The 22,908-nt window shown below is 71.6% G+C and carries 21 protein-coding genes and 1 pseudogene; 8 read left to right on the top strand and 14 right to left on the bottom strand.

From position 1 onward, the window contains the following. Nucleotides 1–36 precede the first annotated feature (36 nt). Nucleotides 37–1,011: a hypothetical protein gene (locus ABZ078_RS16385; protein WP_356575753.1), complete on the top strand. Its 975-nt coding sequence runs from the start codon at nucleotides 37–39 to the stop codon at nucleotides 1,009–1,011. Nucleotides 1,012–1,576: 565 nt separating this feature from the next. Continuing rightward, complete coding sequence (locus ABZ078_RS16380) at nucleotides 1,577–1,984, top strand: hypothetical protein (protein ID WP_356575751.1); 408 nt, start codon at nucleotides 1,577–1,579, stop codon at nucleotides 1,982–1,984. On the opposite strand, the gene ABZ078_RS16375 is transcribed toward ABZ078_RS16380, so the two are convergent. Next, nucleotides 1,950–2,549 carry a DUF6262 family protein gene (locus tag ABZ078_RS16375; protein ID WP_356575749.1) on the bottom strand — a complete coding sequence of 200 codons (600 nt, stop codon included), beginning with the start codon at nucleotides 2,547–2,549 and terminating at the stop codon, nucleotides 1,950–1,952. The genes ABZ078_RS16380 and ABZ078_RS16375 overlap by 35 nt on opposite strands. Nucleotides 2,550–2,706: 157 nt before the next feature. Between ABZ078_RS16375 and ABZ078_RS16370 the strand changes: the two genes are divergently transcribed. Beyond that, on the top strand, nucleotides 2,707–3,627 hold the full coding sequence (locus ABZ078_RS16370) for a hypothetical protein (protein WP_356575748.1): 921 nt from the start codon (nucleotides 2,707–2,709) through the stop codon (nucleotides 3,625–3,627). A 55-nt stretch (nucleotides 3,628–3,682) separates the two neighbouring features. Here ABZ078_RS16370 and ABZ078_RS16365 read toward each other — a convergent pair whose 3' ends face one another. Next, a complete protein-coding gene (locus tag ABZ078_RS16365; protein WP_356575768.1) occupies nucleotides 3,683–4,327 on the bottom strand; it encodes a hypothetical protein in 645 nt (214 codons plus the stop codon). Between the two features lie 57 nt (nucleotides 4,328–4,384). Further along, nucleotides 4,385–4,504: pseudogene (locus ABZ078_RS16360) on the bottom strand (transposase); the annotation flags it as partial. A gap of 280 nt (nucleotides 4,505–4,784) precedes the next feature. Between ABZ078_RS16360 and ABZ078_RS16355 the strand changes: the two are divergent. The 3 genes from ABZ078_RS16355 (at nucleotide 4,785) to ABZ078_RS16345 (ending at nucleotide 8,987) form a co-directional block, all read left to right on the top strand. Further along, entirely contained in the window at nucleotides 4,785–7,016 is a 2,232-nt protein-coding gene (locus ABZ078_RS16355) for an MMPL family transporter (protein ID WP_356575746.1), read from the top strand. A gap of 97 nt (nucleotides 7,017–7,113) precedes the next feature. Beyond that, on the top strand, nucleotides 7,114–8,307 hold the full coding sequence (locus tag ABZ078_RS16350) for a histidine kinase (RefSeq protein ID WP_356575744.1): 1,194 nt from the start codon (nucleotides 7,114–7,116) through the stop codon (nucleotides 8,305–8,307). Next, entirely contained in the window at nucleotides 8,304–8,987 is a 684-nt protein-coding gene (locus ABZ078_RS16345) for a response regulator transcription factor (protein ID WP_356575742.1), read from the top strand. The genes ABZ078_RS16350 and ABZ078_RS16345 overlap by 4 nt, the downstream gene beginning before the upstream one ends. 214 nt (nucleotides 8,988–9,201) lie before the next feature. Here the strand turns inward: ABZ078_RS16345 and ABZ078_RS16340 are convergent, their stop codons facing one another. The 3 genes from ABZ078_RS16340 to ABZ078_RS16330 form a co-directional block, all read right to left on the bottom strand. Then, nucleotides 9,202–9,393, bottom strand: a complete 192-nt coding sequence (locus tag ABZ078_RS16340; protein ID WP_356575741.1) for a ferredoxin — start codon at nucleotides 9,391–9,393, stop codon at nucleotides 9,202–9,204. After that, a complete protein-coding gene (locus ABZ078_RS16335) occupies nucleotides 9,390–10,682 on the bottom strand; it encodes a cytochrome P450 (RefSeq protein WP_356575739.1) in 1,293 nt (430 codons plus the stop codon). Before ABZ078_RS16335 ends, ABZ078_RS16340 begins: the two co-directional genes overlap by 4 nt. A gap of 121 nt (nucleotides 10,683–10,803) precedes the next feature. Further along, the gene (locus tag ABZ078_RS16330) at nucleotides 10,804–11,736 is read right to left on the bottom strand and encodes an enoyl-CoA hydratase/isomerase family protein (RefSeq protein ID WP_356575737.1); all 933 of its coding nucleotides are present in this window, start codon (nucleotides 11,734–11,736) and stop codon (nucleotides 10,804–10,806) included. A 52-nt stretch (nucleotides 11,737–11,788) separates the two neighbouring features. On the opposite strand from ABZ078_RS16330, the gene ABZ078_RS16325 reads away from it, so the two are divergent. Both ABZ078_RS16325 and ABZ078_RS16320 read left to right on the top strand, forming a co-directional pair. Further along, nucleotides 11,789–12,853, top strand: coding sequence for a CoA transferase (locus ABZ078_RS16325; protein WP_356575735.1), 1,065 nt, complete (start codon nucleotides 11,789–11,791; stop codon nucleotides 12,851–12,853). After that, nucleotides 12,847–14,103 (top strand): amidohydrolase family protein, encoded by a 1,257-nt coding sequence (locus tag ABZ078_RS16320; protein WP_356575733.1) that lies wholly within the window; start codon nucleotides 12,847–12,849, stop codon nucleotides 14,101–14,103. The genes ABZ078_RS16325 and ABZ078_RS16320 overlap by 7 nt, the downstream gene beginning before the upstream one ends. Nucleotides 14,104–14,285: 182 nt before the next feature. Here ABZ078_RS16320 and ABZ078_RS16315 read toward each other — a convergent pair whose 3' ends face one another. From ABZ078_RS16315 to ABZ078_RS16280, 8 genes are all read right to left on the bottom strand, one after another. Then, entirely contained in the window at nucleotides 14,286–15,344 is a 1,059-nt protein-coding gene (locus ABZ078_RS16315; protein ID WP_356575731.1) for a sigma-70 family RNA polymerase sigma factor, read from the bottom strand. After that, nucleotides 15,298–16,041 carry an SDR family oxidoreductase gene (locus tag ABZ078_RS16310; protein WP_356575730.1) on the bottom strand — a complete coding sequence of 248 codons (744 nt, stop codon included), beginning with the start codon at nucleotides 16,039–16,041 and terminating at the stop codon, nucleotides 15,298–15,300. Before ABZ078_RS16310 ends, ABZ078_RS16315 begins: the two co-directional genes overlap by 47 nt. A gap of 218 nt (nucleotides 16,042–16,259) precedes the next feature. Continuing rightward, nucleotides 16,260–17,030, bottom strand: coding sequence for an SDR family oxidoreductase (locus ABZ078_RS16305; protein WP_356575728.1), 771 nt, complete (start codon nucleotides 17,028–17,030; stop codon nucleotides 16,260–16,262). Between the two features lie 4 nt (nucleotides 17,031–17,034). Next, complete coding sequence (locus tag ABZ078_RS16300; RefSeq protein WP_356575726.1) at nucleotides 17,035–18,183, bottom strand: acyl-CoA dehydrogenase family protein; 1,149 nt, start codon at nucleotides 18,181–18,183, stop codon at nucleotides 17,035–17,037. Between the two features lie 14 nt (nucleotides 18,184–18,197). Beyond that, nucleotides 18,198–19,334, bottom strand: coding sequence for a thiolase family protein (locus ABZ078_RS16295; RefSeq protein WP_356575725.1), 1,137 nt, complete (start codon nucleotides 19,332–19,334; stop codon nucleotides 18,198–18,200). Beyond that, entirely contained in the window at nucleotides 19,331–20,143 is an 813-nt protein-coding gene (locus ABZ078_RS16290) for an enoyl-CoA hydratase-related protein (RefSeq protein WP_356575723.1), read from the bottom strand. The genes ABZ078_RS16295 and ABZ078_RS16290 overlap by 4 nt, the downstream gene beginning before the upstream one ends. Next, nucleotides 20,140–21,324, bottom strand: coding sequence for a CaiB/BaiF CoA-transferase family protein (locus ABZ078_RS16285; protein WP_356575721.1), 1,185 nt, complete (start codon nucleotides 21,322–21,324; stop codon nucleotides 20,140–20,142). The genes ABZ078_RS16290 and ABZ078_RS16285 overlap by 4 nt, the downstream gene beginning before the upstream one ends. Nucleotide 21,325: 1 nt before the next feature. After that, nucleotides 21,326–22,903 carry a FadD3 family acyl-CoA ligase gene (locus ABZ078_RS16280; RefSeq protein WP_356575719.1) on the bottom strand — a complete coding sequence of 526 codons (1,578 nt, stop codon included), beginning with the start codon at nucleotides 22,901–22,903 and terminating at the stop codon, nucleotides 21,326–21,328. Between the last annotated feature and the right edge of the window lie 5 nt (nucleotides 22,904–22,908).

Here is a 22,908-nt window from a genome sequence, read left to right as displayed (position 1 = left end):
TTGTGATGACACCAAGATTTTCCGGAGGGTGACCTCATGGCCCTGACCTTCGGTATCTATCCGGGTGGCCTCCTGGGCGACGAGAACGGAATCGTCCACCCGGTCCGACCAGACCTGCCGGACCGCATCACCGATGCACTCGACACGTTGCAAGGCACGACCACCACGCTGTCGGTCCGCGCCTACCAGCCCTTCGCGGGCACCGTGACACCGCAGGAGCCGCCCACGCCCGCTGACCCTCAGAAGTACCTTGAGCACGGACGCAAACTCGACCTCGTGCTGCCCTTCAGGGAGCCGTCAGGGCGACTGGACGAGTGGCTTGAGTTCGTTCGTGAAGCCGTCCGTATCCACGGACCGCACCTGGCCTCCTTGCAGATTTGCGAGGAACCGAACGTCGATCTCCCCGTCCTGGACGGCAGCATCCCCAACGTCCTGAACGCCCTCGTCCAGGGAGTCGTTGCGGCCAAGCAGGAGGCCCGCGCTCTGGGCCACACCGTTGCGGTCGGCTTCAACGCCGTGCCGACCTTCGATCCGGCCGACACCTTCTGGTCCGAGCTCGCCGCCCGGGCCGACGCGCGCTTCCTGGCCAGCCTCGACTATGTCGGTCTTGACTTCTTTCCCGACGTCTTCCGCCCCATCGCCGCCGACCAGTTGGCAGAGGCAGTCACTGCCGTCCTCACCACCTTTCGGCGGACCGACCTGCCGAAGGCCGCCATCCCGGAAACCGTGGCGATCCGCATCTGCGAGAACGGCTGGCCCACCGGCTCCGATCGCCCCGAGCAGCGACAGGCCGCGGTCCTTGAAAACGTCGTCCGGACCCTCGCCGGCCTCGCGGCCGACCTCAACATCGACGGCTACTCGTTCTTCGCCCTGCGAGACGCCGACAGCGGTGCCGAGGGACTCTTCCACCACTTCGGCCTGCTGCGCGATGACTACACCCCCAAGCCGGCCTTCGAGACCTACCGGCGACTCATCGACGAACTGGGAAACGCACCGGCCGTCGCCGGGTGATGTCTTCGTCCTCCGGGTGGTCCGAACCGCTGTCGCGTCTCGTGAACAAAGCCTGGAATGCTGGTCCGGTAAAGCGAGCAGTCGATCTGAGGGGGCAGGCAGTGTCGATGTGGGAGCCGTCTGATGCTGATCTCCAGCTCCTCCAGGAGGTGTTCGTGCGGGCCGGCGGCGGCGTTCGGCTGCCAGGTCGTCGATGAGGTGCGGGCTGAAGGATGGAGGGGGCGGACCCTTGGCGGCAAGGTGACGGTGAACGGGCTCGCCAGGTGGCTTCGGGTGGTCGTCGCGCCGGCGGACAGGGTCAGTGAGAAGCTCTGGACGGGTAACGAGTCCGCGCACGTCATCGCGGGGGCATCCCGGCCGGAACTGGCGGAGGTCCGTGACTGGGCTGAAAAGGGTCTCCGTTTTCAGGCCGCGCTTTCGACGTTCGTCGAGGACGGCCCGGTCTCCGTGACGCCCGATTTGCGGGGCCCGTGCAGTTGTCGGAGGGCTGGTGGAAGGGGCTTGAGACGTCCCTCGACGCGGTGGCGGCGACCGCGACGAACCGGGTGTCGGTCCGTCAGGACTGGTGAACCGGCGCCTGGAGTGGATCAGCGGCGGCCGATTCGACCCGGAAGTCGCCGTGTGGAAGGCCGGCCACGGTGATCTGCACTGGGCGAATCTGACCGCTCCGGCATGCGTTCTTCTTGACTGGGAGGGATGGGGGCTGGCGCCGGCGGGGTGGGATGTTGCCGTTCTTCGGGCGTACTCGCTCTTGCAGCCCGCTGTGGCCGCGGAGATCACAGACCGCTTCTCCGGGCTCCTGGCCGGTGCTGGAGGGCGTCAGGTTCAGTTGTTCGCGGTGGCCGAGCTGCTGATGGCGGGCAGTAGGGGCGATCACCCCGAGCTGACGCCTCCGCTGCTGGGCCTGGCCTCCGAGCTGCTGGGCGAGTCGGCCGAGGTCATCGCCCGTCGGGTGGGCTTGCCTGCTGCCTGATCATCTTCCGCAGACTGGTGCGGGCCGCCGCAAGGTCGGCCTGCAGTTCCGCGACGCGTGAGCTGAGCTGCTGCTCGGCCTCGGTCCTGGCCTGTGCTTCGGACCGCTCGAACTGCCGTACTGCGTCGGTGAGTTCGGTGACGCGGTCGGTCAGCTGTCGATTGCTGACCTGGCCGAGTTGCTGAACCTGGCCGAGTTGCTGACCGAGTTGCTGCCGGACGGCTTCACGGAGCCGGTCGCGTTCGTCCCGCAGAGAAGTGATCTCTTCCCGGGCCAGGGCGAGGTCGGTCGTCAGACTCGCCGGGCTGGTCTGCCGGCCCTGGCTATGGGCCTTGGCGGGCTTATGTGACTGCTGGTCGATCGCGGCGTGGACGTGTTCGCGTACCCCTTCGGCGTAGACGAGCCAGGTGGACACTTGGGCCGCTCGGGCGACCGTGGCGAAGGTGATGCGCTCGCCGGCCGCCGTCAGATCCTGGAGTGCCGCCAGGACGCTGGTCCGTTTGCGCTGGCTGTCCACTCTGCGCGCCTCGGCCAGGACCTGAGCGGGTGTCCGGGCCGCCGTCATGGGAGCCACCTTGCGGACGACAGACAGCGGCAGCAGCGGTCGCGTACTCCCGGATCTGACCTGCCGCAGGGTGGACGCGGCTTACTCGATCTCCGCTCGTTCTTCGTCCGACAGGGCCGTCAGGCCGTCGCGCATCGTGGCCGCGACCTGCTCCCACATGGCCACCGGTACCGCCACGCACAAGTGGGACGGCTCCACCAACGGCGTCGGCCCCACGGACGCGGGCCTGTCCCGGGAACTGCCGATCTGGTTCATCTTCAACCCGGAGAGCGAGTACGTGCCGCTCGAAGGCAAGGACGACGAGGTCGACGGCGGCAGTGCCCGCTCACCCGGCATCGATGTGCGCTGCGACAAGGTCGATTCGTACGGCGTGCAGGGATGCGTCCTGACGCAGTACGTCCCCGAATACCAGATGGACGCCGCCCGCTACCCGGCCGCGGCGGCCCACTTCTGGATGGTCCAGAACAAGTCCGCGGTCAAGGGCCTGGGGACCATCGCCAAGCCGCTGCACTACCGCCCCGACGCGGACAACGGCCGGGTGAACTCCACCTGGACCAAGAAGAAGATCCGTAACCGCGTCTGCGGCTACTACGGCGGCAACCGGGCCGACGGCTACGTCCCGACCAAGGGATTCGTGCCGCACCCGTACACGTTCCTGCACCCGGAGTTCCGCCCGCAGGTCCCCTTGCCGAACCCCGACAAGGTGAACTGTGACGAGGTGCCGTTCGCCTCGACGTACGAGACCGTCGGCCTGCCCGCCACCGCCGGCGGGTTGAACCCGGCCGGCACGGCCGGCGGCGGCGAGTGCATCCAGACTGTGGCGGCGAAGGTCGACGACGGCAGTGAGCACCTCCTGGACGACACCCGCTACGACGCGCCGACGTTCAGCGAGAAGTGCGGCCGTTCCTCGATGTCGGGGTACGTCAACCAGGGCGCGATGAACAAGTACGGCAACGAGTTCCTCTCACAGATGCGGGTCATCGACGGCGACGAGTTCGCGATCGACGCGGGTGATCTGTGGTTCAAGGGTTGCGACACCGGCGCGGCGACTCTCGTCTGCGAGATGAAGAAGCCGTAGCCACCGCACTCCGCCCGGGGCCCGCCCGCCAGGCGGGCCCTTGGCAGAGTCACGGTCAGTGGACGGGCTGCCAGTGCTCCAACGCATCGTCCAGCAGAGGCGCCTCGGGATCGTCCCAGATCAGACAGCCCCACACCAGGCCGGGCACATCGGGGCCCATGGCGTCGGCCGGCCCCTCGGTGAGCGTGCGGTGAACGGCCTCGAGATAGGCGGCGATCGACGGATACCCGGGCTTGTCGCACGCGAGATTGTCCGGCAGCGACCAGGAGCCGACGCCGTCCTCGCCCACGTAGAGCCCCGACTCGGGTCCTGCCTCGTCGCCGGTCAGCCAAGGCACCACCGCGGAGCCCCACATATCGCCGCGCCCGACCTCCGGCAGCCGCGGCCGGAGCGCATCCTCCGGACCGAGCAGCACCCCGCCCGGCAGGAACGCCCCCGAACCGACCTCGCCCGCTTCCTCATTGGCCTCGATGTACTGGTGCTCCACACCGCCGCACAGCCGCCACAGCGCCGCCAATTCCGTGGGCAGCCCGAACCCGACGGCATGCCTCAGGCGGGAGTCGGCCGCGGCGATCTCCTCCTCCGTCGCGGGCGCAAGGAGAGAAGCGTGGGAGACGGGCGCATGCTCGGCGAGCCAGCCGGTCACCTTCCGCCAGGCGGCCGCGACCCGCTCGACCTCACTGGTGTGTTGAACAGACATTCGCCCACCGTAGCCGCCGCGTGCCCAACTCACGACGACCGAGGCGAGTTCGGGGCATCGGTCCGGCTCGTCCGTCCACTCACGCGGCAGATACAACTGCCACTCCAGCGGGCACGAGGCGGTGTCGGTGGCGGCATGGACACTGACAGCGACCTGACAGTTCGCCCGTTTGCCGACCATCCGGCAGCCGCTCGGCCATCGGCTGGCGTACTGGGTGCTGCCCTTGGCGTCGCGCAGCCCGGCGGCGAGCAGGAAGCAGCCTGCGAATCACTCGTACCGGGGCTCTCCCGTCTGGGCCATCGGCGACCGGCACGTCGTCATACCTGAGGAGGAGACGGCGCGTCGGCTCGTGCGTTTTCACGAGGCGCAAGTGCCGTTGGGCGCACGACGCGCCGAGGGGTCCCGGTCCGGAAGCCTGGAGTGGTACGCAAGCAACGGATGCGGAGATCCCAGACACGTGGCTACCTTCCTCTATCGCCTAGGCCGTACCGCCTTCCGGCGGCGCTGGCTCGTCGCACTGCTGTGGGCGGTGATCCTCGGCGCCGTCGGGGCCGGCGCCGCGACAGCGCCCGCCGCCGACGACGACGGCACGTCCTTCATGCCCGGCATCGAGGCGCAGAAGGCGTTCGACCTGATCGGGGAACGCTTCCCGGGGTCGGACGCCGACGGCGCCGACGCGCGGATCGTCTTCATCGCTCCCGAGGGCGAGAAGGTGACCGCGGCCGGCTATCACACCGCCATCGACAAGCTGGTGACGGAGGCCGCCGACGGGCCTCAAGTCGACAGCGCCGTGAGCCCCTTCAAAGCCAACGCCGTGAGCAAGGACGCCTCCACGGCGTACGCCACGGTCACCTACAAGGTCAAGGCGGACGACCTCACCGACTCCAGCAAGTCCGCGCTGGAGAAGGCCATCGCCGAGGCCCGCGACGCCGGTCTCACGGTCGAGGCCGGCGGTACCGCGCTCGCCTCGCAGCCGGCCGCCGGGGGGTCGGCCGAGGCGATCGGCATCGCCCTGGCCGCCGTGGTCCTGCTGATCACCTTCGGCTCCCTGGCGGCCGCCGGGCTCCCGCTGCTCACCGCCGTCATCGGCGTGGGGATCAGCATGTGCGCGATCGTGGCCCTGGGCAGTGTCCTCGGGCTGAGCATGACCACCGGCACGCTCGCGTCGATGCTGGGGCTCGCGGTCGGCATCGACTACGCCCTGTTCGTGGTGTCCCGCTACCGGGAGGAGCGCGCGAACGGACACACCCCGGTTGAGGCGGCCGGGCTGGCGGTCGGCACGGCCGGCTCCGCCGTGGTGTTCGCCGGGCTGACGGTCGTCATCGCGCTGGCCGGCCTGTCCGTGGTCGGCGTGCCGATGCTGACGAAGATGGGCCTGTGCGCCGCGGGGGCCGTCGTCGTCGCCGTTCTGGTCGCGCTGACCCTGGTGCCCGCCCTGCTCGGGATGTGGCCGAACGCCGTCCTCTCCCGCAGGACGCGAAAGAGCGGCATCGTGGCGACGCCTGACCCCGGCGACACGCACAACGGCGGTACTCGGTGGGCCCGTTTCGTGCTGCGCCGTCCGGTCGCGGTGCTGCTGGTCTGCGTCGCGGGCCTCGGTGCGCTGGCCCTGCCCGCCGCCCAGCTGGAGATGGGCATGCCCGGCGACGAGGCCAAGCCCACCTCCACGACGGAGCGGCGTGCCTACGACGCGCTCGCCGACGGTTTCGGCGCGGGTTTCAACGGCCCGCTGACGATCGTCGTGGACGCCGAGGGTGCCGACGACCCCGGCTCGGCCGCCGACACCATCGCCGAGGCCATCAAGGGCACCGACGGCGTCGTATCGGTCTCGCCCCCGCGGCTGAACGCGGCAGGCGACACCGCGATCTTCTCGGCGGTCCCGGCCACCGGCCCGAACGACGAGACCACCAAGGACCTCGTCCACACCATCCGCGCGCAGCGCGCCGGCCTGGAGAAGAACACCGGAGCGACCTTCGACGTCACCGGCAGCACGGCGATGAACATCGACGTCGCGGGGGCCCTTCAGGACGCCCTCGTGCCCTATCTGACGGTCATCGTCCTGCTGGCCCTGCTGTTGCTCCTGATCGTCTTCCGCTCCGTCCTCGTGCCCGTCAAGGCGGCCTTCGGCTTCCTGCTGTCGGTGCTCGCGTCGCTCGGCGCGGTCGTGGCCGTCTTCCAGTGGGGCTGGGGCGCGGGGCTGTTGGGCGTGGAGCAGACCGGCCCGATCATGAGCCTCATGCCGATCTTCCTGGTGGGCATCGTCTTCGGCCTGGCCATGGACTACGAGGTGTTCCTCGTCGCCCGTATGCGGGAGGCGTACGTACACGGTGAACGGCCCGCGCAGGCGGTCGTCAGCGGATTCCGGCACAGTGCGCGGGTGGTCGTCGCCGCCGCGGTCATCATGATCGCCGTGTTCTCGGGGTTCATCGGGTCAGGCGAGTCCATGATCAAGACGATCGGTTTCGGCCTTGCCGTAGCGGTGATCTTCGATGCCTTCGTCGTCCGCATGGCGATCGTGCCCGCCGTCCTCGCCCTGCTCGGCGACCGGGCGTGGTGGCTGCCACGCCGGCTCGACAAGGTGCTTCCCCGGGTCGATGTCGAGGGCGCCGGTCTCACGTCACAGGCCGCACGTCCCGACTCCGAACGGGGAGCCGACGAGACCCCCGCGCGGGAATGGGCCCGCACCTGACACGACCGTGTGCGGGACGGGTCGCGGTACCGTGCACAGCGGTGCCGCGACCCGCCTCATCCTGGCCCCACCCTTGTCCTACCTCGGAGAACGTTCCATGAACACCCATTGGCGCCGTCGGACGGCGAGCCACCCGCGGGCTGTCGAGGCCGTCACCTTGGCGCTGGTGTTCGTCTTCACCATGTCCGGCGTCTGGGTCACCTACGCGGTGGTCGACGACGAGCCCGGCGCTTCGTGGCTCGCCGCCGCGCTGTCCGTCCTCGCCTGCGCGGCCTTGGTGCGGCGCCGCAGCCATCCCCTTCCCGTCCTGGCCGTGACCACGCTGTGCACCCTCGCCCAAGGCGCCCTGGGCCACCTTCTGACGCCTTTGCTGATGGGTCCCCTGCTGACCGCGCAGTACGCCGTGAGCCTACGGACCGACCGGCGGACCACGTGGAACAGCGCGCTGGTGGCCGCCGCGGGAACAGCCCTCGTCAGCCTGTTTCTCAGCGCGGTCCGGGACCCTCTCCTCAGCATCATCAATCCGACCGGGTGGATTCTGATGGTCGCGGCGTTCGGCAGCTACGTGCGCGTGCGCCGCGAGTACGCCGCCGCCCGTGCCGAGCACGCCGCCCGCGAGCGCGAGGAGGAAGCACGTCACCGGGTGATCCAGGAACGCATGCGCATCGCGGGGGAACTGCACGATGTCGTCGCCCACCACCTGACCCTGGCCCACGCCCAGGCCGGCACCGCCGCCCACCTGTCGCGGACCAACCCCGACCAGGCGTTCGAGATCCTCGGCCAGTTGTCGGAGACGACCGCCACGGCGCTGCGCGAGCTCAAGGCGACCGTGGGACTCCTGCACCAGGACACCGGCGCTGAGACCGAACTGACCCCCGCCCCCGGTCTGCGGCAACTGCCCGACCTGGTCACCGCCTGCTCGGCGGCCGGCCTGGCCGTCGCCGTCACCGTGGACGGTGAGCGACAACCCCTCAGCCCCGGACTGGATCTGACGGCGTACCGGATCATCCAGGAGGCGCTCACCAACGTCACCAAGCACGCCGCCACCCGTACCGCCCGGGTCCGCCTGGCCTACACCGCCCACTACCTGACGCTCAGCATCACCAACGACACCGCCACCTCCCGCCTCCCGGCCGCGGCCGGAGCGGGCCGCGGCTACGGACTGCTCGGCATGCGTGAGCGCGCCCTGTCCGTGGGCGGAACCTTCCACGCCGGCCCCCGCCCGAAGGGCGGGTTCGAAGTCGCCTGCTCCTTCCCGCTGAACGGCCCCGACGAAAGCACCGTCACATGACCATCCGCGTCCTGCTCGCCGACGACCAAGCCCTGCTGCGGGCCACCTTCCGCATCCTCATCGACTCCGAACCGGACATGACCGTCGTCGCGGAGGCCACCGACGGACAGGAGGCGATCGACCTCGCCCTCGTCCACGAGCCCGACGTGGTCCTCATGGACATCCGCATGCCCGGCACCGACGGACTGACCGCCACCACGGACATCTGCTCCCGACCCGAACTGTCCACCACGCGCGTCCTGATCCTCACCACCTTCGAGAACAACGAGAACGTCGCCAAGGCCCTGCGCGCCGGCGCGAGCGGATTCCTCGGCAAGGACGTCAGCCCCGAGTTCCTCCTGGCGGGCATCCGCACCGTGGCGGCAGGCGACTCCCTGCTCTCCCCCACCGCGACCCGCACCCTCATCACCCGCTTCCTCGCCACCCCCGACCCCGACACGCCCCTTGCGCCGCCCGAACGCCTCACCACCCTCACCGACCGCGAACGCGAGGTCATGGCCCTGGCCGCGCACGGCAAGTCCAACACCGAGATCGCCGACCAACTCGTGCTCAGCCCGCTGACCGTACGCAGCCACATCCAACGTGCCATGACCAAACTCGGCGCCCGCGACCGAACCCAACTGGTCGTCATCGCCTACCAGTCCGGCCTCGTCCAGCTGCGCCCGCACCAGGGGGGCTGACACGGGCGGCGCCGGGCCATGCCCGCGACACGATCTGCGGTCGATGCGAAGAGGACTGCTGGCCGGGCCCACCGGTTCGCCCCCCGCCCAGAACTCCTTCAACGGGCGAACGGGCGGAGTTCGGTCCGTAGGTGTCCAACCCACCTGGTCCTCGATGGCCTGGGTCCTGATGACCCATCCCTTCGATATCGCGCCTCCTTCGCCGGGCTGGGCGTCAACTCGTCGTGGTGATGGCGCGTTCGGGGCACATGGCGGCGGCCTCGCGCACCGCCCGCTCGTACGCTGCGGGGACCTCGGGCATGGTCGTGACGGCGTATCCGTCGTCGCCCAGGTCGAACACCTCGGGGCAGACGGTGAGGCAGACGCCGTGCCCCCGGCAGCGGTCGTCGTCGACCGTGGCCTTCATCGGTCCTCGCTCTCAGTGGTGTCGAACTCCAGGTGCAGGTCGGTCAGGCCCCTGAGGATGAACGTGGGTACGTAGCGGTAGCGGCGGGCGCGGTCCGGTCCGTGTGCGCGCTCGGAGATCCTGATGTCCGTCGTGCGGTCCAGCAGTCGCTCGATGGCCACCCGCGCCTCGGCCCGGGCCAGCGGCGCGCCCGGACAGCTGTGGACACCGCGGCCGAAGGCCACGTGCCGGCGTACGTTCGCGCGCTCCACGTCGAAGGTCGCGGGGGCGTCGAACTGGCGCGGGTCGCGGTTCGCGGCGCCGTTGAGCAGCATCACGGTGGTGCCGGCCGGCAGGTCGACGCCGCCCACCGTCGTCGGCACCTTGGACAGCCGGAAGTCACCCTTGATGGGGCTCTCGGTGCGCAGCGACTCCTCGATGAAGACGGGCACCCGCTCGCGCTCGGCCCGCAAGAGCCGTTGCAGATCCGGGCGTTCGGCGAGCACGCGGAGCGCCGAGCTAAGCAGGCGTACGGTCGTCTCCTGGCCGGCGGCGAAGAGATTGGCGGCGACGCGGACCACGTCGGCGACCTCCGGCGTCGAGCCGTCGGGGAACGTCGCGGTGGCCAGACCGGTCAGCACGTCCTCGCGGGGACTGCGGCGGCGGTCCTCGATGTACGCGGCGAACCGCCCGTACAGGAATTCCAGCGGGGAGTGCTCCATGGTCCGCTCGCCGGTGCTGCCGATCGCCGCCCCGGAGTCGTCCTGGTGCTGGAGCTTCGCCACGAACTCCCGGCGGTCCTCCTCGGGCACGCCGAGCAGGTCGGCGATGACGAGCAGGGTGAAGGGCCCCGCGAATCCGCTGATGAACTCGCCCTCACCGTCGGCCAGGTAGGTGTCGAGGAGCCCGTCGGCGAGGTGCCACATGGCGGCCTCGTTCTCCTTGAGGCGCTTCGGCGTGATCAGGCGCATCAGCAGAGCGCGGTGGGCGGTGTGCTGGGGCGGGTCGAGGGTGGGGAGTTGGTCGCTCATGGGCAGTTCGTCGCGGTGCCGTTCGATCAGCTCGCTGACGTCGTCGCCTTCGAGCGGGACGGGGAAGCCGGGAAAGGGACCGGTGACCGAGGTGCACGAGGAGAACGTGTCGGTGTCGTTGTAGATCTGGACCGCCTCGTCGTACCCCGTCACCATGACCACGCCGTGATGCGGCTCGCGTTGGACGGGGCACTGTCCGCGCAGATGCTCGAAGTAGGGGTAGGGGTCCGCGACCAGCGCCTCGTCCCGGAAGAAGTCGATTGCGTCGAAGTCCGTCACGGGTGGTGACTCTCCATTCGTCGCGCCATGAGTGTGCCTCCTGCCCGTCACGGGCAGGCAGACACGATACCCATCCTCTCCATTCCTGAGAAGGTGGTTTCCGTCGGGCCGCGCCGCCTCGTCACGGCGGACAGCCGCCGATCTCGTCGACGAGCCCCCAGGCGAGTGCCTCCGTCGCGCCGAGCGGAGCGCCGGACAGAGCGAGGTAGGCGGAGCGTTCCCGGCCGATGCGGGCCGGAAGGCTTGCCGTGCCGCCGGCGCCGGGGATCAGGCCCATCCCGGTCTCGGGCAGCCGGATCACGGTGTCGGCAGTGGCCCGCACGCGGCCGGCGAAAGCCGCCAGTTCGATGCCCGCGCCCACGCAGGCACTGTGCAGGTGGGCGGTCACCTTGGGCGCGCACCGCTGGAGCAGGGCCGCCGGGCTGCGGTGCACCCGCACCCGGTGCGCCTCGGCGGGATCCCGCGAGCTGCCGAACTCGGAGAGATCGCCCCCGCTGCAGAACGCGGGCCCGTTGCCGCACAGGTCGACCACGCTGATCGACGGATCGGCCACGGCGACCTCCAGCGCCTCGCACAGGGCGTCCCGCGTGGCCGCGTCGAAGGCGTTGCGCACCCAGGGGCGGTCCAGGGTGACGGTCAGCCGGTCGCCGTGACGCCGCAGCCGGACCGGCTCGGCGGCGGGGCGCGGCGTACGCGGCCGGGCCGAGGCCAGCCAGGCGCGGAAGCCCGCGCCGCCCTGGAGGGCCGAGTAGGCGAGGGACTCGGCGACGAGCCGGTCGGACGGCGGGAGAGCGGCGCCCATGCGCAGCACCTGCACGAGGGCGACGGACGCGGCGGGTTGCCGGGTGACGGCGTCCTGGAGCTGCCGGGCGGCGGCGTACGGGTCGCGGCACGACACCCAGGGGCGTGGCGCGTCGGATGCGGCAGTCAGCAGCACGTCGAAGCCCCCGGCGACTTCCCTCGGCCGGGTCGCCATACCCACCAGCACCTGGTCGCGGTCGGATGAGGGCGGCGCGGCGCGGTCGAGGTCGACCAGGCGGACGGGTGGCTCCATGGCTGACCGAGTGTAATCTTGACTCACGCTTGTAGAGAAGGGTGTTCACTGCATGAAGAATGCCGCTCTCGATGCCGCTCTCGATGCCGCTCTCGAAGTCGCTCTCCATGTCGCTCTCGGCCGCTGGACGGAGACCGTGAAGCCCTGCCTGGGCCCCCTCGTCCGCGCCGTGGACGACTTCACCCGCCTCACCGGCGTCGCCGTCGACCTGCCCATCGCCCTGTTCCTGCGCGCCCACCTGGCCGGACTCACACCACCGGGCCGCGCATCGGCGGGCGGCTCCTGCCGGCTGCTCGAAACCACCGACGGATGGGCGGCGGTCAACCTGGCCCGCCCGGACGACCACGCGTCCCTCCCCGCCCTGCTCGGTCTCCTCGGCGCACCGGGCATGGATCTGCCCACGGCCGCCCGACGTGTCTCGTCTGCGGAACTCGCCTACGGCGCACAGCTGTTGGGCATCGCGGCGGCGGGCCTGGGCTCGGCAGGAGCCGACCGTCCCCCCGTCCGCGCCGAACGCCACGGGGAGCGGCGGCCGCGCGATCTCGCCGGCCTGCGGGTCGTGGACCTGTCCGCGCTGTGGGCGGGACCGTTGTGCGCACGGCTGCTGGGGTCGGCCGGGGCGCGGGTGGTGAAGGTGGAGAGCCGGGCCCGGCCGGACGGGGCGCGGTTCGGGAACCCGGACTTCTACCGATGGCTGCACGACGGGCAGGAGAGCCGCGTGCTGGACTTCGCCTCCGGTGCGCTTTCCACCCTTGTCGCGGAGGCCGACATCGTCATCGAGGCGGCGCGGCCGAGGGCGCTCAGGCGCTTGGGCGTGCACGCCGAGGAGTTCCTGGCCGCGCGGCCCGGACGCGTCTGGGTCGGCATCACCGGTTACGGACGGGCGGATGACCGGATCGCCTTCGGCGACGACGCGGCGGTCGCCGGCGGCCTCACCGGCCGGGACGCGCACGGGGACCCCGTGTTCCTCGGCGACGCGCTCGCCGATCCCGTCACGGGCCTGTACGCGGCCCACGCCGTCGCCCGTTCCCTCGCCGAGGGAGGCGGAGAGCTGCTGTGCGTCTCCATGACGGCCTGTGCCGCCGCGCTCGCGGGCTCCCGCGTACGGCCGTGCTGATCCGGAACGTGGAGGTCGAGGGCCGTGCCGGGCTGGACGTGCGCATCGGCGTGGACGGGCGGATCGCGGAGATCGGGCACCGGCCGGCGGGGAAAGCCGACGTGGACGGTCGCGGCGGAGCACTCCTGCCCGGCCTGCACGACCACCACATCCACCTGGCCGCGCTGGCCGCCGAGGCAGCCTCGGTCCGGGTCGGACCCGCCGACGTACGCGGACGCGACGGCTTCGTGGCGGCACTGCGGCGCGGCGGACCGGCGGAGTGGGTGCGTGCCGTCGGCTACCACGAGAGTGTCGCGGGGGACCTGGACCGGTGGACGCTGGACGCGATCGTCACCGACCGGCCGGTCCGGGTGCAGCACCGCAGCGGGGCGATGTGGTTCCTGAACAGCGCGGCCCTGCGGGCGGCCGGCCTCGACGGCGACGGTGTCGACGGGCGGTTCTGGCGGGAGGACGAGCGGCTGCGCCGTCTCGTACCGCCGGTACGGCTGGACCTGGAGTACGTCGGCCGGCGCGCCGCACGGCTCGGCGTCACCGGGTTCACCAACGCCGACCCGCGCCCGGAGCCAGACCTGACACGGACCCTGTCGGTGCTGCCGCAGCGGCTCCTCGTCATGGGCGTCGACTCCCCGGTCAAGCTCGTGCTCGACGACCCGACCCTGCCGGCACCGGCCGACCTGGCGGCCACGGTGGCCGGCGTACGGCCCCGCCCGGTCGCCGTGCACTGCGTCACCCGCGTACAGCTGCTCGTGACCCTGCTCGCCCTGGAGGAGGTCGGCCCGGTCGAGGGCGACCGCATCGAGCACGGCTCGGTGATCCCGGCGGAGTCGATTCGCTGGATCCGGCGGCTCGGCGTGACGGTCGTGACCCAGCCGCACTTCCCGGTGGAGCGGGGCCGGGAGTACGCCGCCGAGGTCCACGCCGACGACCGGCCACACCTCTACCGCTGCCGCAGCCTCGCCGAGTCGGGCGTCCCGCTCGCCGCCGGCACCGACGCGCCCTACGGCACCCACGACCCGTGGGCGGTGATGCGGGCCGCCGTGACCCGGGACGACGGGGAGGGCATCGCGCCCGAGGCGGCCCTGCGGCTGTTCCTCCTCGAACCCGAACGCCCCTACCGCCTCAGGAAGTTGGCAGTCGGCGCGGCGGCCGACCTTTGCCTGCTCCACGTCCCTCTGCGCGAGGCGCTGGATGCGCTGTCCGCCGACGTGGTCCGCGCCGCGTACGTCGGCGGTCGTTCGATCACCGAGTGAGCCGCGCGCTCAGACGCTGGGTCCGCCGTGGGAGACACTGATGCCGCGGCGCCGATGGTCGCGACGACCGGGGTGCGCGCGGCGTTCTGGTCGGCGATGACTGTCGACGGCTGCCGGCCGGGTGGCGGGGACTGTCCGGTCCGGGGCGTGCGCTGCCCGGTGCGGGCCGTGAGCTGTGGCGTTCAGGCCGTCAGCGCGGGCGCGAGGCCGAACGCCGGTACCAGGCTCGGGTCGTTGAACGCCGTGATGCGGGCGACGCGGTCCCCGATCAGGGTCAGGACCTGGACGCCGTGTGCCTCGTACCGGCCGTCGCCCGCGCGGTGGTAGACGACAGCGGCGGGCTGGCCGTTGGCCCCGGTGGGCACCATCCGCCACTGGTCCGGGTGGCGCAGTACCCGCCCGGCCAGGAACCCGACGACGGCCCGCCGACCGGTGAACCAGGTCGGGATCGGCGGCATCTCCAGCTCGACGTCGGCACGCAACAGCTTCACCATCGCGTCGGGGTCGGCCCGGGTGAACGCGTCGACGTAGCCGTCGAGGAGGGTGCGCCGGGCTTCCTCGTCCGGCTCGGCCAGTTCGTCCCAGGCCGGTCCGGCCTCGGCCAGGCGGGTCCGGGCGCGGCGCAGGGCGCTGTCGACGGCCGCGCTCGTCGTGTCCAGCATCTCGGCGACCTCGGCGGTCCGGAACGCCAGGACGTCGCGCAACGTCAGCACGGCCCGCTGCCGGGCGGAGAGGACCTGGAGCGCGGCGATGAAGGCGAGCCGCACTCCCGCCCTCCCGGCCACGACCGCCGCCGGGTCGGCTGCCCCGAGCAGCGCGTCGGGCGCCGGCTGGAGCCACGCCACCGACGGCTCCCGAGCGGCCACGGCCACCCGGTGGTCCTCCTCGGGCGCCCCGAGTCCCGACGGCAGGGGCCGCCGGGAACGCGTTTCCAGCGCCGTCAGGCAGGCCATCGTGGCGATCTTGTACAGCCACCGCCGCAGTGAGGAGCGGCCTTCGAACCGGCCGAACGCCCGCCACGCTCGCAGGTAGGTCTCCTGCACCAGGTCCTCGGCGTCGTGGATCGATCCGAGGATCCTGTAGCAGTGCGCGAGCAGCTCCGGCCGGAACGGTTCGGTCAGGGCTGCGAACTCGGCGTCCGACGGCATCGCGGCTTCTTTCGAGGGTGCGGTGAGGTTCACTGTGGGCAGCCGCTCAGCCGATGGGGCGCAGTCCGGTACCGCCGACCCGGTACTCCGCATCGCTGTCCGGGTCCTGGGCGACTTCCATGACGGCCTTGGCGACCTGGTCCGGGGTGAGGACCGGCTGCTCCCGACCCGCGACGAAGGTGTCCCGGTCGACGCCCTGGCGCGCGGCGTAGCCGTCGACCGCGACCGAGCCGACGCCACCGGTCGGGGTCATGTTCGGGAGCAACGCGTGGAACCGGATGCCGAGGCCCGCCCGCTGTGCCTCGTCGGCCGCGTATCCGCGGATGTACCGGACGGCGGCCTTGGCGCTGGCGTATCCGCCGCTCAGCGGGGAGCCGCCCAGGGCGGCTCCGCTGGACATCGCGACGACGACGCTGCCCGGCTGCAGCGGCTCCCGCAGGGCCGCTCGCACCCAGGTGAAGACGTGCCGGGTGTCGGTGTGCCAGTTGCGGCTGAAGGTCTCCCAGGTCTGCTCGTGCACGGGCGCCATGTGGGGCGTGGCGCCGGCGTTGAGGACCAGCAGGCCGGGACGGTGTTCGCGGATCACGTCCTGTGCGAGCGCTTCACCGGTGGCATCGGCGGCGACGGGTGTGAAGCCCTCGCCGAGTTCGTCGCGTACGGCGCGCAGTTCCTCCTCGTCGCGGGCGATACCGACGACGTCGGTGCCGGCTGCGACGAGCGCGGCGGCGATCGCGCGCCCGAAGCCGCGGCCGGCACCGGTGACGACGGCGGACTGGAAGAGATCGGACATCGGACACTCCACAGTGGTGGTCGGGTTCGGTCCGCATCAAGACCGGCCTGGAGAGGAAAACCCGTCGCCGCGGCCGGAATCGGTGAGTGATGTGCGTCACAGTGACGGGTTGTCCCGATGCGCACCGGAACCCCGGCCTTGCCCTCGGGCACGGCCAGTCCCCGCCGCCCGCCTCGCCTCCTACGCCGCACCCGCCGTCCACTCCGTGAGCCGTACGGTCACACGCTGTACCCCCCGTCCACCCCCAGCGCCTGCCCGGTGATGAACCCGGCCCGGTCCGAGGCGAGGAACGCGACCGCCTCCGCGATGTCCCGCGCTTCACCGAACCGGCGCAGCGGGATGTTCCGCCGCGTGATGGCGAGGGCCTCCTCGTCCAGCTCCCCGGAGTCGATCAGCCGGGCCGCGATGCCGTCCGTGAGCATGCCGGGGGCGACGCAGTTCACGCGGACGCCGTACCGCCCTTCCTCGGCGGCGAGAGCCCGGGCGACCGCCTCGACCGCCCCCTTCGCACCCGACGACAGCCCGTCCCGGACCGGGTAGCGGCGGGTGGCGACCGTGGTCACGGCGACGATGCTGCCCCGGCTCTCGCGCAGCAACGGCAGCGTGGGGTGGACGAGGTTGAAGAACGCCACCGCGTCGGCTTCGAGCTGGGCGCGGTACCGGCCCGGCGTGACCTTGCTGAGGTGCGTCATCGGCACGTGCGGCCCGGCCGCGTACACGAGGGTGTGGAGGCCGCCGTACGTCCGCGCGGCCTCGGTGACCGCGCGCGCCGTGGCCTCCTCCTCGGTGAGGTCCGCTCGCACGGCGGCGACTCGGCGTCCGCGTGCCTTCGCCTCCTCGACGAGCGCGTGCGCCGCCGCCTCGTTGGCCCGGTAGGTGAACGCGACGTCGCTGCCGCGCTCCGCCAGGAGCCGTACGACCGCCGCGCCGATGCCGCCGGTGCCCCCTGCGACGAACGCGACGCCCGGCCTGCCGGAAAAGTCCTCCATTGCCTCACAACCCCAGGGACTTGGCGACGATGACCTTCATGACCTCACTGGTTCCGGCGTAGATGCGGGTGATGCGGGCGTCCGCGTACAGCCGGGCGATCGGATACTCCAGCATGTAGCCGTATCCGCCGAAGAGTTGAAGGCACCGGTCGACGGCACGGGCCTGCATCTCGGTGCAGAACAGCTTGACCTTCGCGGCGTCGGCGCCGGACAGCCGGCCGTCGACCAGTTCGAGCACGGCCCGGTCGAGCATGGCCTGCGCGGCCTCCACTTCGGCGGCCACGGCGGCGAGTTCGAACTTCGTGTTCTGGAAGGACGCGACCGGCGTCCCGAACACCTTGCGCTCCTTGACGTACGCGAGCGTCGCATCGAGCGCCGCCCGGGCCTGCGCGACGGAGCCGACCGCGACCGTCATCCGCTCCTGCGGCAGGTTGTGCCCGAGGTAGGCGAAGGCGCCGCCCTCCTCGCCGAGCCGGTTGGCGAGGGGCACGCGCACGTCGTCGAAGGCCAGCTCCACGGTGTCCTGCACCTTGATGCCCAGCTTGTCCAGGATCCGGCCGCGGGTGAACCCGGGCATTCCGTCCTCCACCACGAGCAGCGTCAGCCCCGCCCGCCGGTCTTCGGGGTCGCTCGACGTGCGCGCCACCACGATCACCAGGTCGGCCAGCAGCCCGCCGGTGATGAACGTCTTGGCGCCGTTCAGGACGTACGTGTCCCCGTCCCGCACGGCGGTCGTGCGGATGCCCGCGAGGTCGGAGCCGGTGCCGGGCTCGGTCATCGCGATCGCTGTCAGGAGCTTCCCCGAGGCGAGTCCGGGGAACCAGCGCTTCCGCTGCTCGGCGTCGGCGTAGGCGAGGAAGTAGGGGAGTACGACGTCGAGTTGGGTGCGGACCGTGCCCAGGGTCACCAGGGCGCGGGCCGCCTCCTCCTGCAGGACGACGTTGTAGCGGTAGTCGGGCCGGCCGCCTCCGCCGTGCTCCTCCGGGATCGCCATGCCCAACAGGCCCAGCGAGCCGAGCTGTTCGAAGAACGCGCGGGGCAGCCGCCCGGCCCGTTCCCACTCGGTGTAGTGCGGGACGACCTCCTTCGCCACGACGTCCCGGACCAGTTCCCGGAACGCCTCGTGGTCGGCGGTGAAGACATCTCGGCGCACGGCAACATCCCCCGTCAGTCGGCGAGTTCGACGAGCGTGGCGTTCGCGGTGCCGCCGCCCTCGCACATGGTCTGCAGGCCGTAACGGATGCCGTGCGCGCGCATGTGGTGGATCATGCGCGTCATCAGGACGGCACCCGAGGCGCCGAGCGGATGGCCGAGCGCGATCGCGCCGCCGAGCGGGTTGAGCCGCTCCGGGGCGGCGCCGGTCTCGGCGAGCCAGGCCAGCGGGACGGGAGCCAAGGCCTCGTTCACCTCGAAGACGCCGACGTCGGACAGGGCGACACCCGCCTTCCGCAGCGCCTTCTCGGTCGCCGGGATCGGGCCGGTGAGCATCAGCACCGGATCGGAGCCGACGACCACGCCCGCGCGGTACCGGACGAGGGGCGTGAGCCCCAGCTCCCGTGCCTTCTCAGCCGTGGTGACCAGCAGGGCCGCCGCCCCGTCGGAGATCTGGGAGGCGTTCCCCGCGTGGATGACGCCGTCCGGAAGGAAGGAGGGCTTCAGCCGCGCGAGCGTCTCGACGCTGGTGCCCCGCCGAATCCCCTCGTCCGCCGCAACGCCCGCCACCGGCACGATCTGCGCCTCGAACGCCCCGCTGTCCTGCGCGGCCGCCGCCCGCTCGTGCGAGCGCGCGGCGTACGCGTCGAGCTGTGCCCGCGTGAAGCCCCACTTCTGCGCGATCTTCTCGGCGGAGACCCCCTGGTGGAAGGAGAAGTCCTCGTAACGGGCGAGTACTTGGGGGCCGTACGGCATTCCGCCCGCCTTGGCGGACCCCAGCGGCACCCGGCTCATGACCTCGACCCCGCCCGCCACGACCACGTCCTGCCGGCCCGACAGGACCGCCTGGGCGGCGAAGTCCAGCGCCTGCTGGCTGGAGCCGCAGGCCCGGTTGACCGTCGTCCCCGGGACGCTCTCCGGCCAGCCCGCCGCCAGCACCGAGTAGCGGCCGATGTTGCTCGACTGGTCGCCGACCTGGGACACACAGCCCCAGATCACGTCGTCGACCGCCGCCGGATCGATCCCCGTCCGCTCGGCGAGGGCGTTCAGCACGGCCGCCGACAGGTCCGCGGCGTGGCTGTCGGCCAGCCCGCCGTTCCGTTTGCCGACGGCGGTGCGCACCGCCGCAACGATCACCGCTTCCCGTGTCACGTGCCGTCCTCCGATCGTGTCGACGTTCGTCCCGGCACCGCCCAGCGGCCGGTGAAGAGGGGCTCGCGCTTCCCGGCGAACGCCGCGTACGCCTCCGGGACGTCGGCGGTGGCGAAGTTCACCGCCTGCGCCCTGGCCTCGTTCGCGAGCGCCTCGCGCAGGGTCTGGTCGGCGCCCTCGTTCAGCAGTGCCTTGGTCTGGGCGAGCGCGACCGGGGCACCGGCGACCAGGCGTGTGGTGAGATCGTCGACGAAGGCGTCCACCTTGGAGGCGTCCACCACCCAGGTCACCAGGTTCAGCGCCCTCGCCTCCTCGGCGTCGATCGTCTCCGCGAGGAGCGCGAGCCGCTTGGCCTGCTGGAGCCCGACGAGCCGGGGCAGCAGCCAGGAGCCGCCGCAGTCCAGGGAGAGGCCGCGCCGCGCGAAGATCTGCGAGAACCTCGCGTCCGGGGTCGCCACCACCAGATCGCAGCCGAGCGCCAGGTTCCAGCCCGCGCCGACCGCCACCCCGCTCACCTTGGCGACCGTCGGCACCGGCAGCTCGTGCAGCAGCAGCGTCACGTCGGTCAACGTCCGCATGCGGTACAGGGGATGGGCGCTGCTGACCCCTTTGGAGATGTCGGCGCCCGAGCAGAAGACCCCGCCGGCACCGGTGAGGACGACCGCGCGGACGCTCCGGTCCCGCCCGGTCTCCGCCAGCGCCGTGCGCAGCGCCTCCCACAGCTCGGCGTCGATCGCGTTCTTGCGGTGCGGCCGGTTCAGGGCCAGGGTCCGTACGCCGTCGGCGTCGCTGGTCAGCAGTACGGTCACCGGACCGCCCCGTGCGCGCGGAGGGCGGCGATCTCCGGCCCGGTCAGGCCGAGTTCGGCGAGCACGGCGTCCGTGTGCTCGCCCAGCGCGGGTACCGCGCCCATCGGCGGCTCGTATCCGCCGATGACGGGAGGCGGGAGCAGCGCGGGCACCGGTCCCGACGGCGTGCCGATCTCCCGCCAGCGGTCGCGGGCGGCCAGGTGCGGATGTGCCAGGACGTCGCGCTGGGTGTTGTAGCGGGCGTTGCCGATCCCGGCGGCGTCCGCGCGCTCCTGGACGTGCCCCAGGTCGTGCCGCGCGCACCAGGCGGCGATCTCGGCGTCCAGGACCGCGCGGTGCTCGACCCGGCCGGCGTTCGTGCGGAACCGCTCGTCGTCCGCCAGGTCGGGCCGGCCGAGCAACTCCCGTGCCAGGCGCTGCCATTCGCGGTCGTTGGTGGTGCCGAGCACGACCGTCTGCCCGTCCGCGGTGCGGTAGGCGCCGTACGGCGACACGGCGGGCGAACTCATGCCGAGCGGCTGCTGCTCGACGCCCGAGTGCCGGGTGTACGTCAGCGGGTAGCCCATCAGCTCCGCCATCGTGTCGAACAGGCTGACCGCGACGGACGAGGGCGGCTGCCCGCGCCCCTTGCCGTACAGCAGCGCCATGACCGACAGCGCCGCGTACAGGCCGCTGCACACGTCGGCGACCGGCGGACCCGGCTTGGCCGGTGCCCCGGGGCCGCCGGTCACCGCGCACGCCCCCGATTCGGCCTGGACGAGCAGGTCGTAGGCGCGCTTGTGGGAGAGGGGGCCGCCGGGGCCGTACCCGTCGATCTCGACGGCGACGAGGCCGGGATGGCGTACCTCCAGGTCGGCGGGGGAGAGGCCCAGCTTGGCCGTGGTGCCGGGCGTGAGGTTGGAGACCAGGACGTCGGCGCGCTCCAGCAGCCGGTGCAGCACCGCAAGACCGGCGGCGGACTTCAGGTCGAGGGCCACCGACTCCTTGCCCCGGTTGACCCACACGAAGTGCGCCGCGAGGCCGCCCACGACGTCGTCGTAGTGCCGGGCGAAGTCCCCGCCCTTCGGGTGCTCCACCTTGATCACGCGGGCGCCGAAGTCGCCCAGCGTGCGCGTGCACATGGGCGCGGAGACCGCCTGCTCGATGGCCACGACCGTGACGCCGGCCAGAGGTCCGCCCATGTCAGCACTCCCCGAAACGGGCGCGCAGCTCGTGCTTGAGCACCTTCTGACTGGCGTTGCGGGGCAGCGCGTCCACGAACCGCACATGGCGCGGCACCTTGAAGTTGGCCATGTGCTCGCGGGCCCACCCGACGACGTCCTCCTCGCCGATGTCGGCACCCGGGTGCGGTACGACGAAGGCGCAGCCCACCTCGCCGAGCCGCTCGTCGGGTACGCCGATCACCGCGACCTGCGCGATCGGCCCGTAGCCGAGCAGCAGCTTCTCGATCTCGGCCGGGTAGGCGTTGAAGCCGCCGACGATGTACATCTCCTTCTTGCGGTCGACGATCGCGAGGTTGCCGGCCGCGTCGAGGTGCCCGATGTCGCCGGTGTGCAGCCAGCCGTCGGCGTCGACCGCCGCGGCGGTGGCCTCGGGGTCGTCCCAGTAGCCGCGCGTGACGTTGTAGCCGCGCACCAGGATCTCCCCGTCCCGCCCCGGCGGAACCTCGCTTCCCGCGTCGTCCGCGATGCGGACCTCGACGTCCGGGACCGGGCGGCCGGTGGTGCGGGCGACCGTCTCCGCCGTGTCGCCGACGCGGGTGGTGGTCACCAGCGCGGTGGACTCGGTGAGTCCGTACGCGCTCATCACGATGTCGAAGGAGAGGTCCTTCTTCATCGCGCGGATCAGGGACTCCGGGACGGTGGTGCCGCCCGTCATGGACACCCGCAGCGACGACAGGTCGAAGTCAGGCCGCTCTGGGTGGTTCAGCAGGTCGTGGAAGATCGTGGGCGGGCCGAGCAGGATGCTGACGCGCTCCTTCGCGATCACCTCCAGGGCCCGCCGCGCGTCGAAGACCGCCATGGGGACCACGGTCACCCCGTGCATGAGGGAGGCGAGCCAGCCCGCCTTGTAGCCGAAGCAGTGGAAGAACGGCGGGATGACCAGGAAGCTGTCCGAGGCGTCGAAGGTGTACTCCGTGGACATCCAGCCGTAGGCGCGCAGGGACTGCCCGTGGGTGAGGATCACGCCCTTGGGGTGGCCGGTGGTGCCCGAGGTGAACATCACGTCGCAGATGTGGTCCGGGGTGAGCCGGTCGATGGACGCATGGGCTGCCTGCGAAGGTGACTCAGCGCCCATGAACTGACCCCACGCCAGGCCGGCCTCACCCTGCGGGCCGAGCAGCGACACCGTGGTCCGCAGGGCGGGCAGCTCCGGGTCGGCCCGCCTCAGCTCGGCGATGTAGTCGGTGCCGAGGAAGGACGCGGCGGCGAACAGGGCCTTCGCGCCGGACTTGCGCAGGATGTAAGCGATCTCCTGCGCCTTGAAGCGCGTGTTGAGCGGTACGACGACACCGCCCGCGCCCTGGATGCCGAGCGCCGCCACGATCCACTCGGCCGAGTTCGGCGCGCACAGCCCGACCCGGTCACCCGGCCCGATGCCCAGCGCGAGCGCAGATCTGACGGCCCGGACCATCAGGCCCTCCAACTCCCGGAAACTCAGGCGCAGATCACCGTCGACGAGAGCCGGGGCGTCCCCGAACCGCCGCGCGGCGGTTCTGACCACGTTCGGGATGCTCCGGAATTCCTGGTCGTGTCGCATCACGG

It is taken from the genome of Streptomyces sp. NPDC006385, from assembly GCF_040612485.1.
Lineage (GTDB): Bacteria > Actinomycetota > Actinomycetes > Streptomycetales > Streptomycetaceae > Streptomyces.
Note: the sequence above shows the minus strand (reverse complement) of the source record. Positions and strands in the feature narration are given on the sequence as shown.

Coding starts and splice junctions, on each gene's coding strand:
- ABZ078_RS16370 (WP_356575748.1), top strand. CDS start 2,707: ATGGCCACCGGTACCGCCACGCACAAGTGGGACGGCTCCACCAACGGC.
- ABZ078_RS16345 (WP_356575742.1), top strand. CDS start 8,304: ATGACCATCCGCGTCCTGCTCGCCGACGACCAAGCCCTGCTGCGGGCC.
- ABZ078_RS16385 (WP_356575753.1), top strand. CDS start 37: ATGGCCCTGACCTTCGGTATCTATCCGGGTGGCCTCCTGGGCGACGAG.
- ABZ078_RS16280 (WP_356575719.1), bottom strand. CDS start 22,903: ATGCGACACGACCAGGAATTCCGGAGCATCCCGAACGTGGTCAGAACC.
- ABZ078_RS16350 (WP_356575744.1), top strand. CDS start 7,114: ATGAACACCCATTGGCGCCGTCGGACGGCGAGCCACCCGCGGGCTGTC.
- ABZ078_RS16365 (WP_356575768.1), bottom strand. CDS start 4,327: ATGTCTGTTCAACACACCAGTGAGGTCGAGCGGGTCGCGGCCGCCTGG.
- ABZ078_RS16375 (WP_356575749.1), bottom strand. CDS start 2,549: ATGACGGCGGCCCGGACACCCGCTCAGGTCCTGGCCGAGGCGCGCAGA.
- ABZ078_RS16315 (WP_356575731.1), bottom strand. CDS start 15,344: ATGCGGAGTACCGGGTCGGCGGTACCGGACTGCGCCCCATCGGCTGAG.
- ABZ078_RS16325 (WP_356575735.1), top strand. CDS start 11,789: ATGAAGAATGCCGCTCTCGATGCCGCTCTCGATGCCGCTCTCGAAGTC.
- ABZ078_RS16340 (WP_356575741.1), bottom strand. CDS start 9,393: ATGAAGGCCACGGTCGACGACGACCGCTGCCGGGGGCACGGCGTCTGC.
- ABZ078_RS16285 (WP_356575721.1), bottom strand. CDS start 21,324: ATGGGCGGACCTCTGGCCGGCGTCACGGTCGTGGCCATCGAGCAGGCG.
- ABZ078_RS16305 (WP_356575728.1), bottom strand. CDS start 17,030: ATGGAGGACTTTTCCGGCAGGCCGGGCGTCGCGTTCGTCGCAGGGGGC.
- ABZ078_RS16310 (WP_356575730.1), bottom strand. CDS start 16,041: ATGTCCGATCTCTTCCAGTCCGCCGTCGTCACCGGTGCCGGCCGCGGC.
- ABZ078_RS16330 (WP_356575737.1), bottom strand. CDS start 11,736: ATGGAGCCACCCGTCCGCCTGGTCGACCTCGACCGCGCCGCGCCGCCC.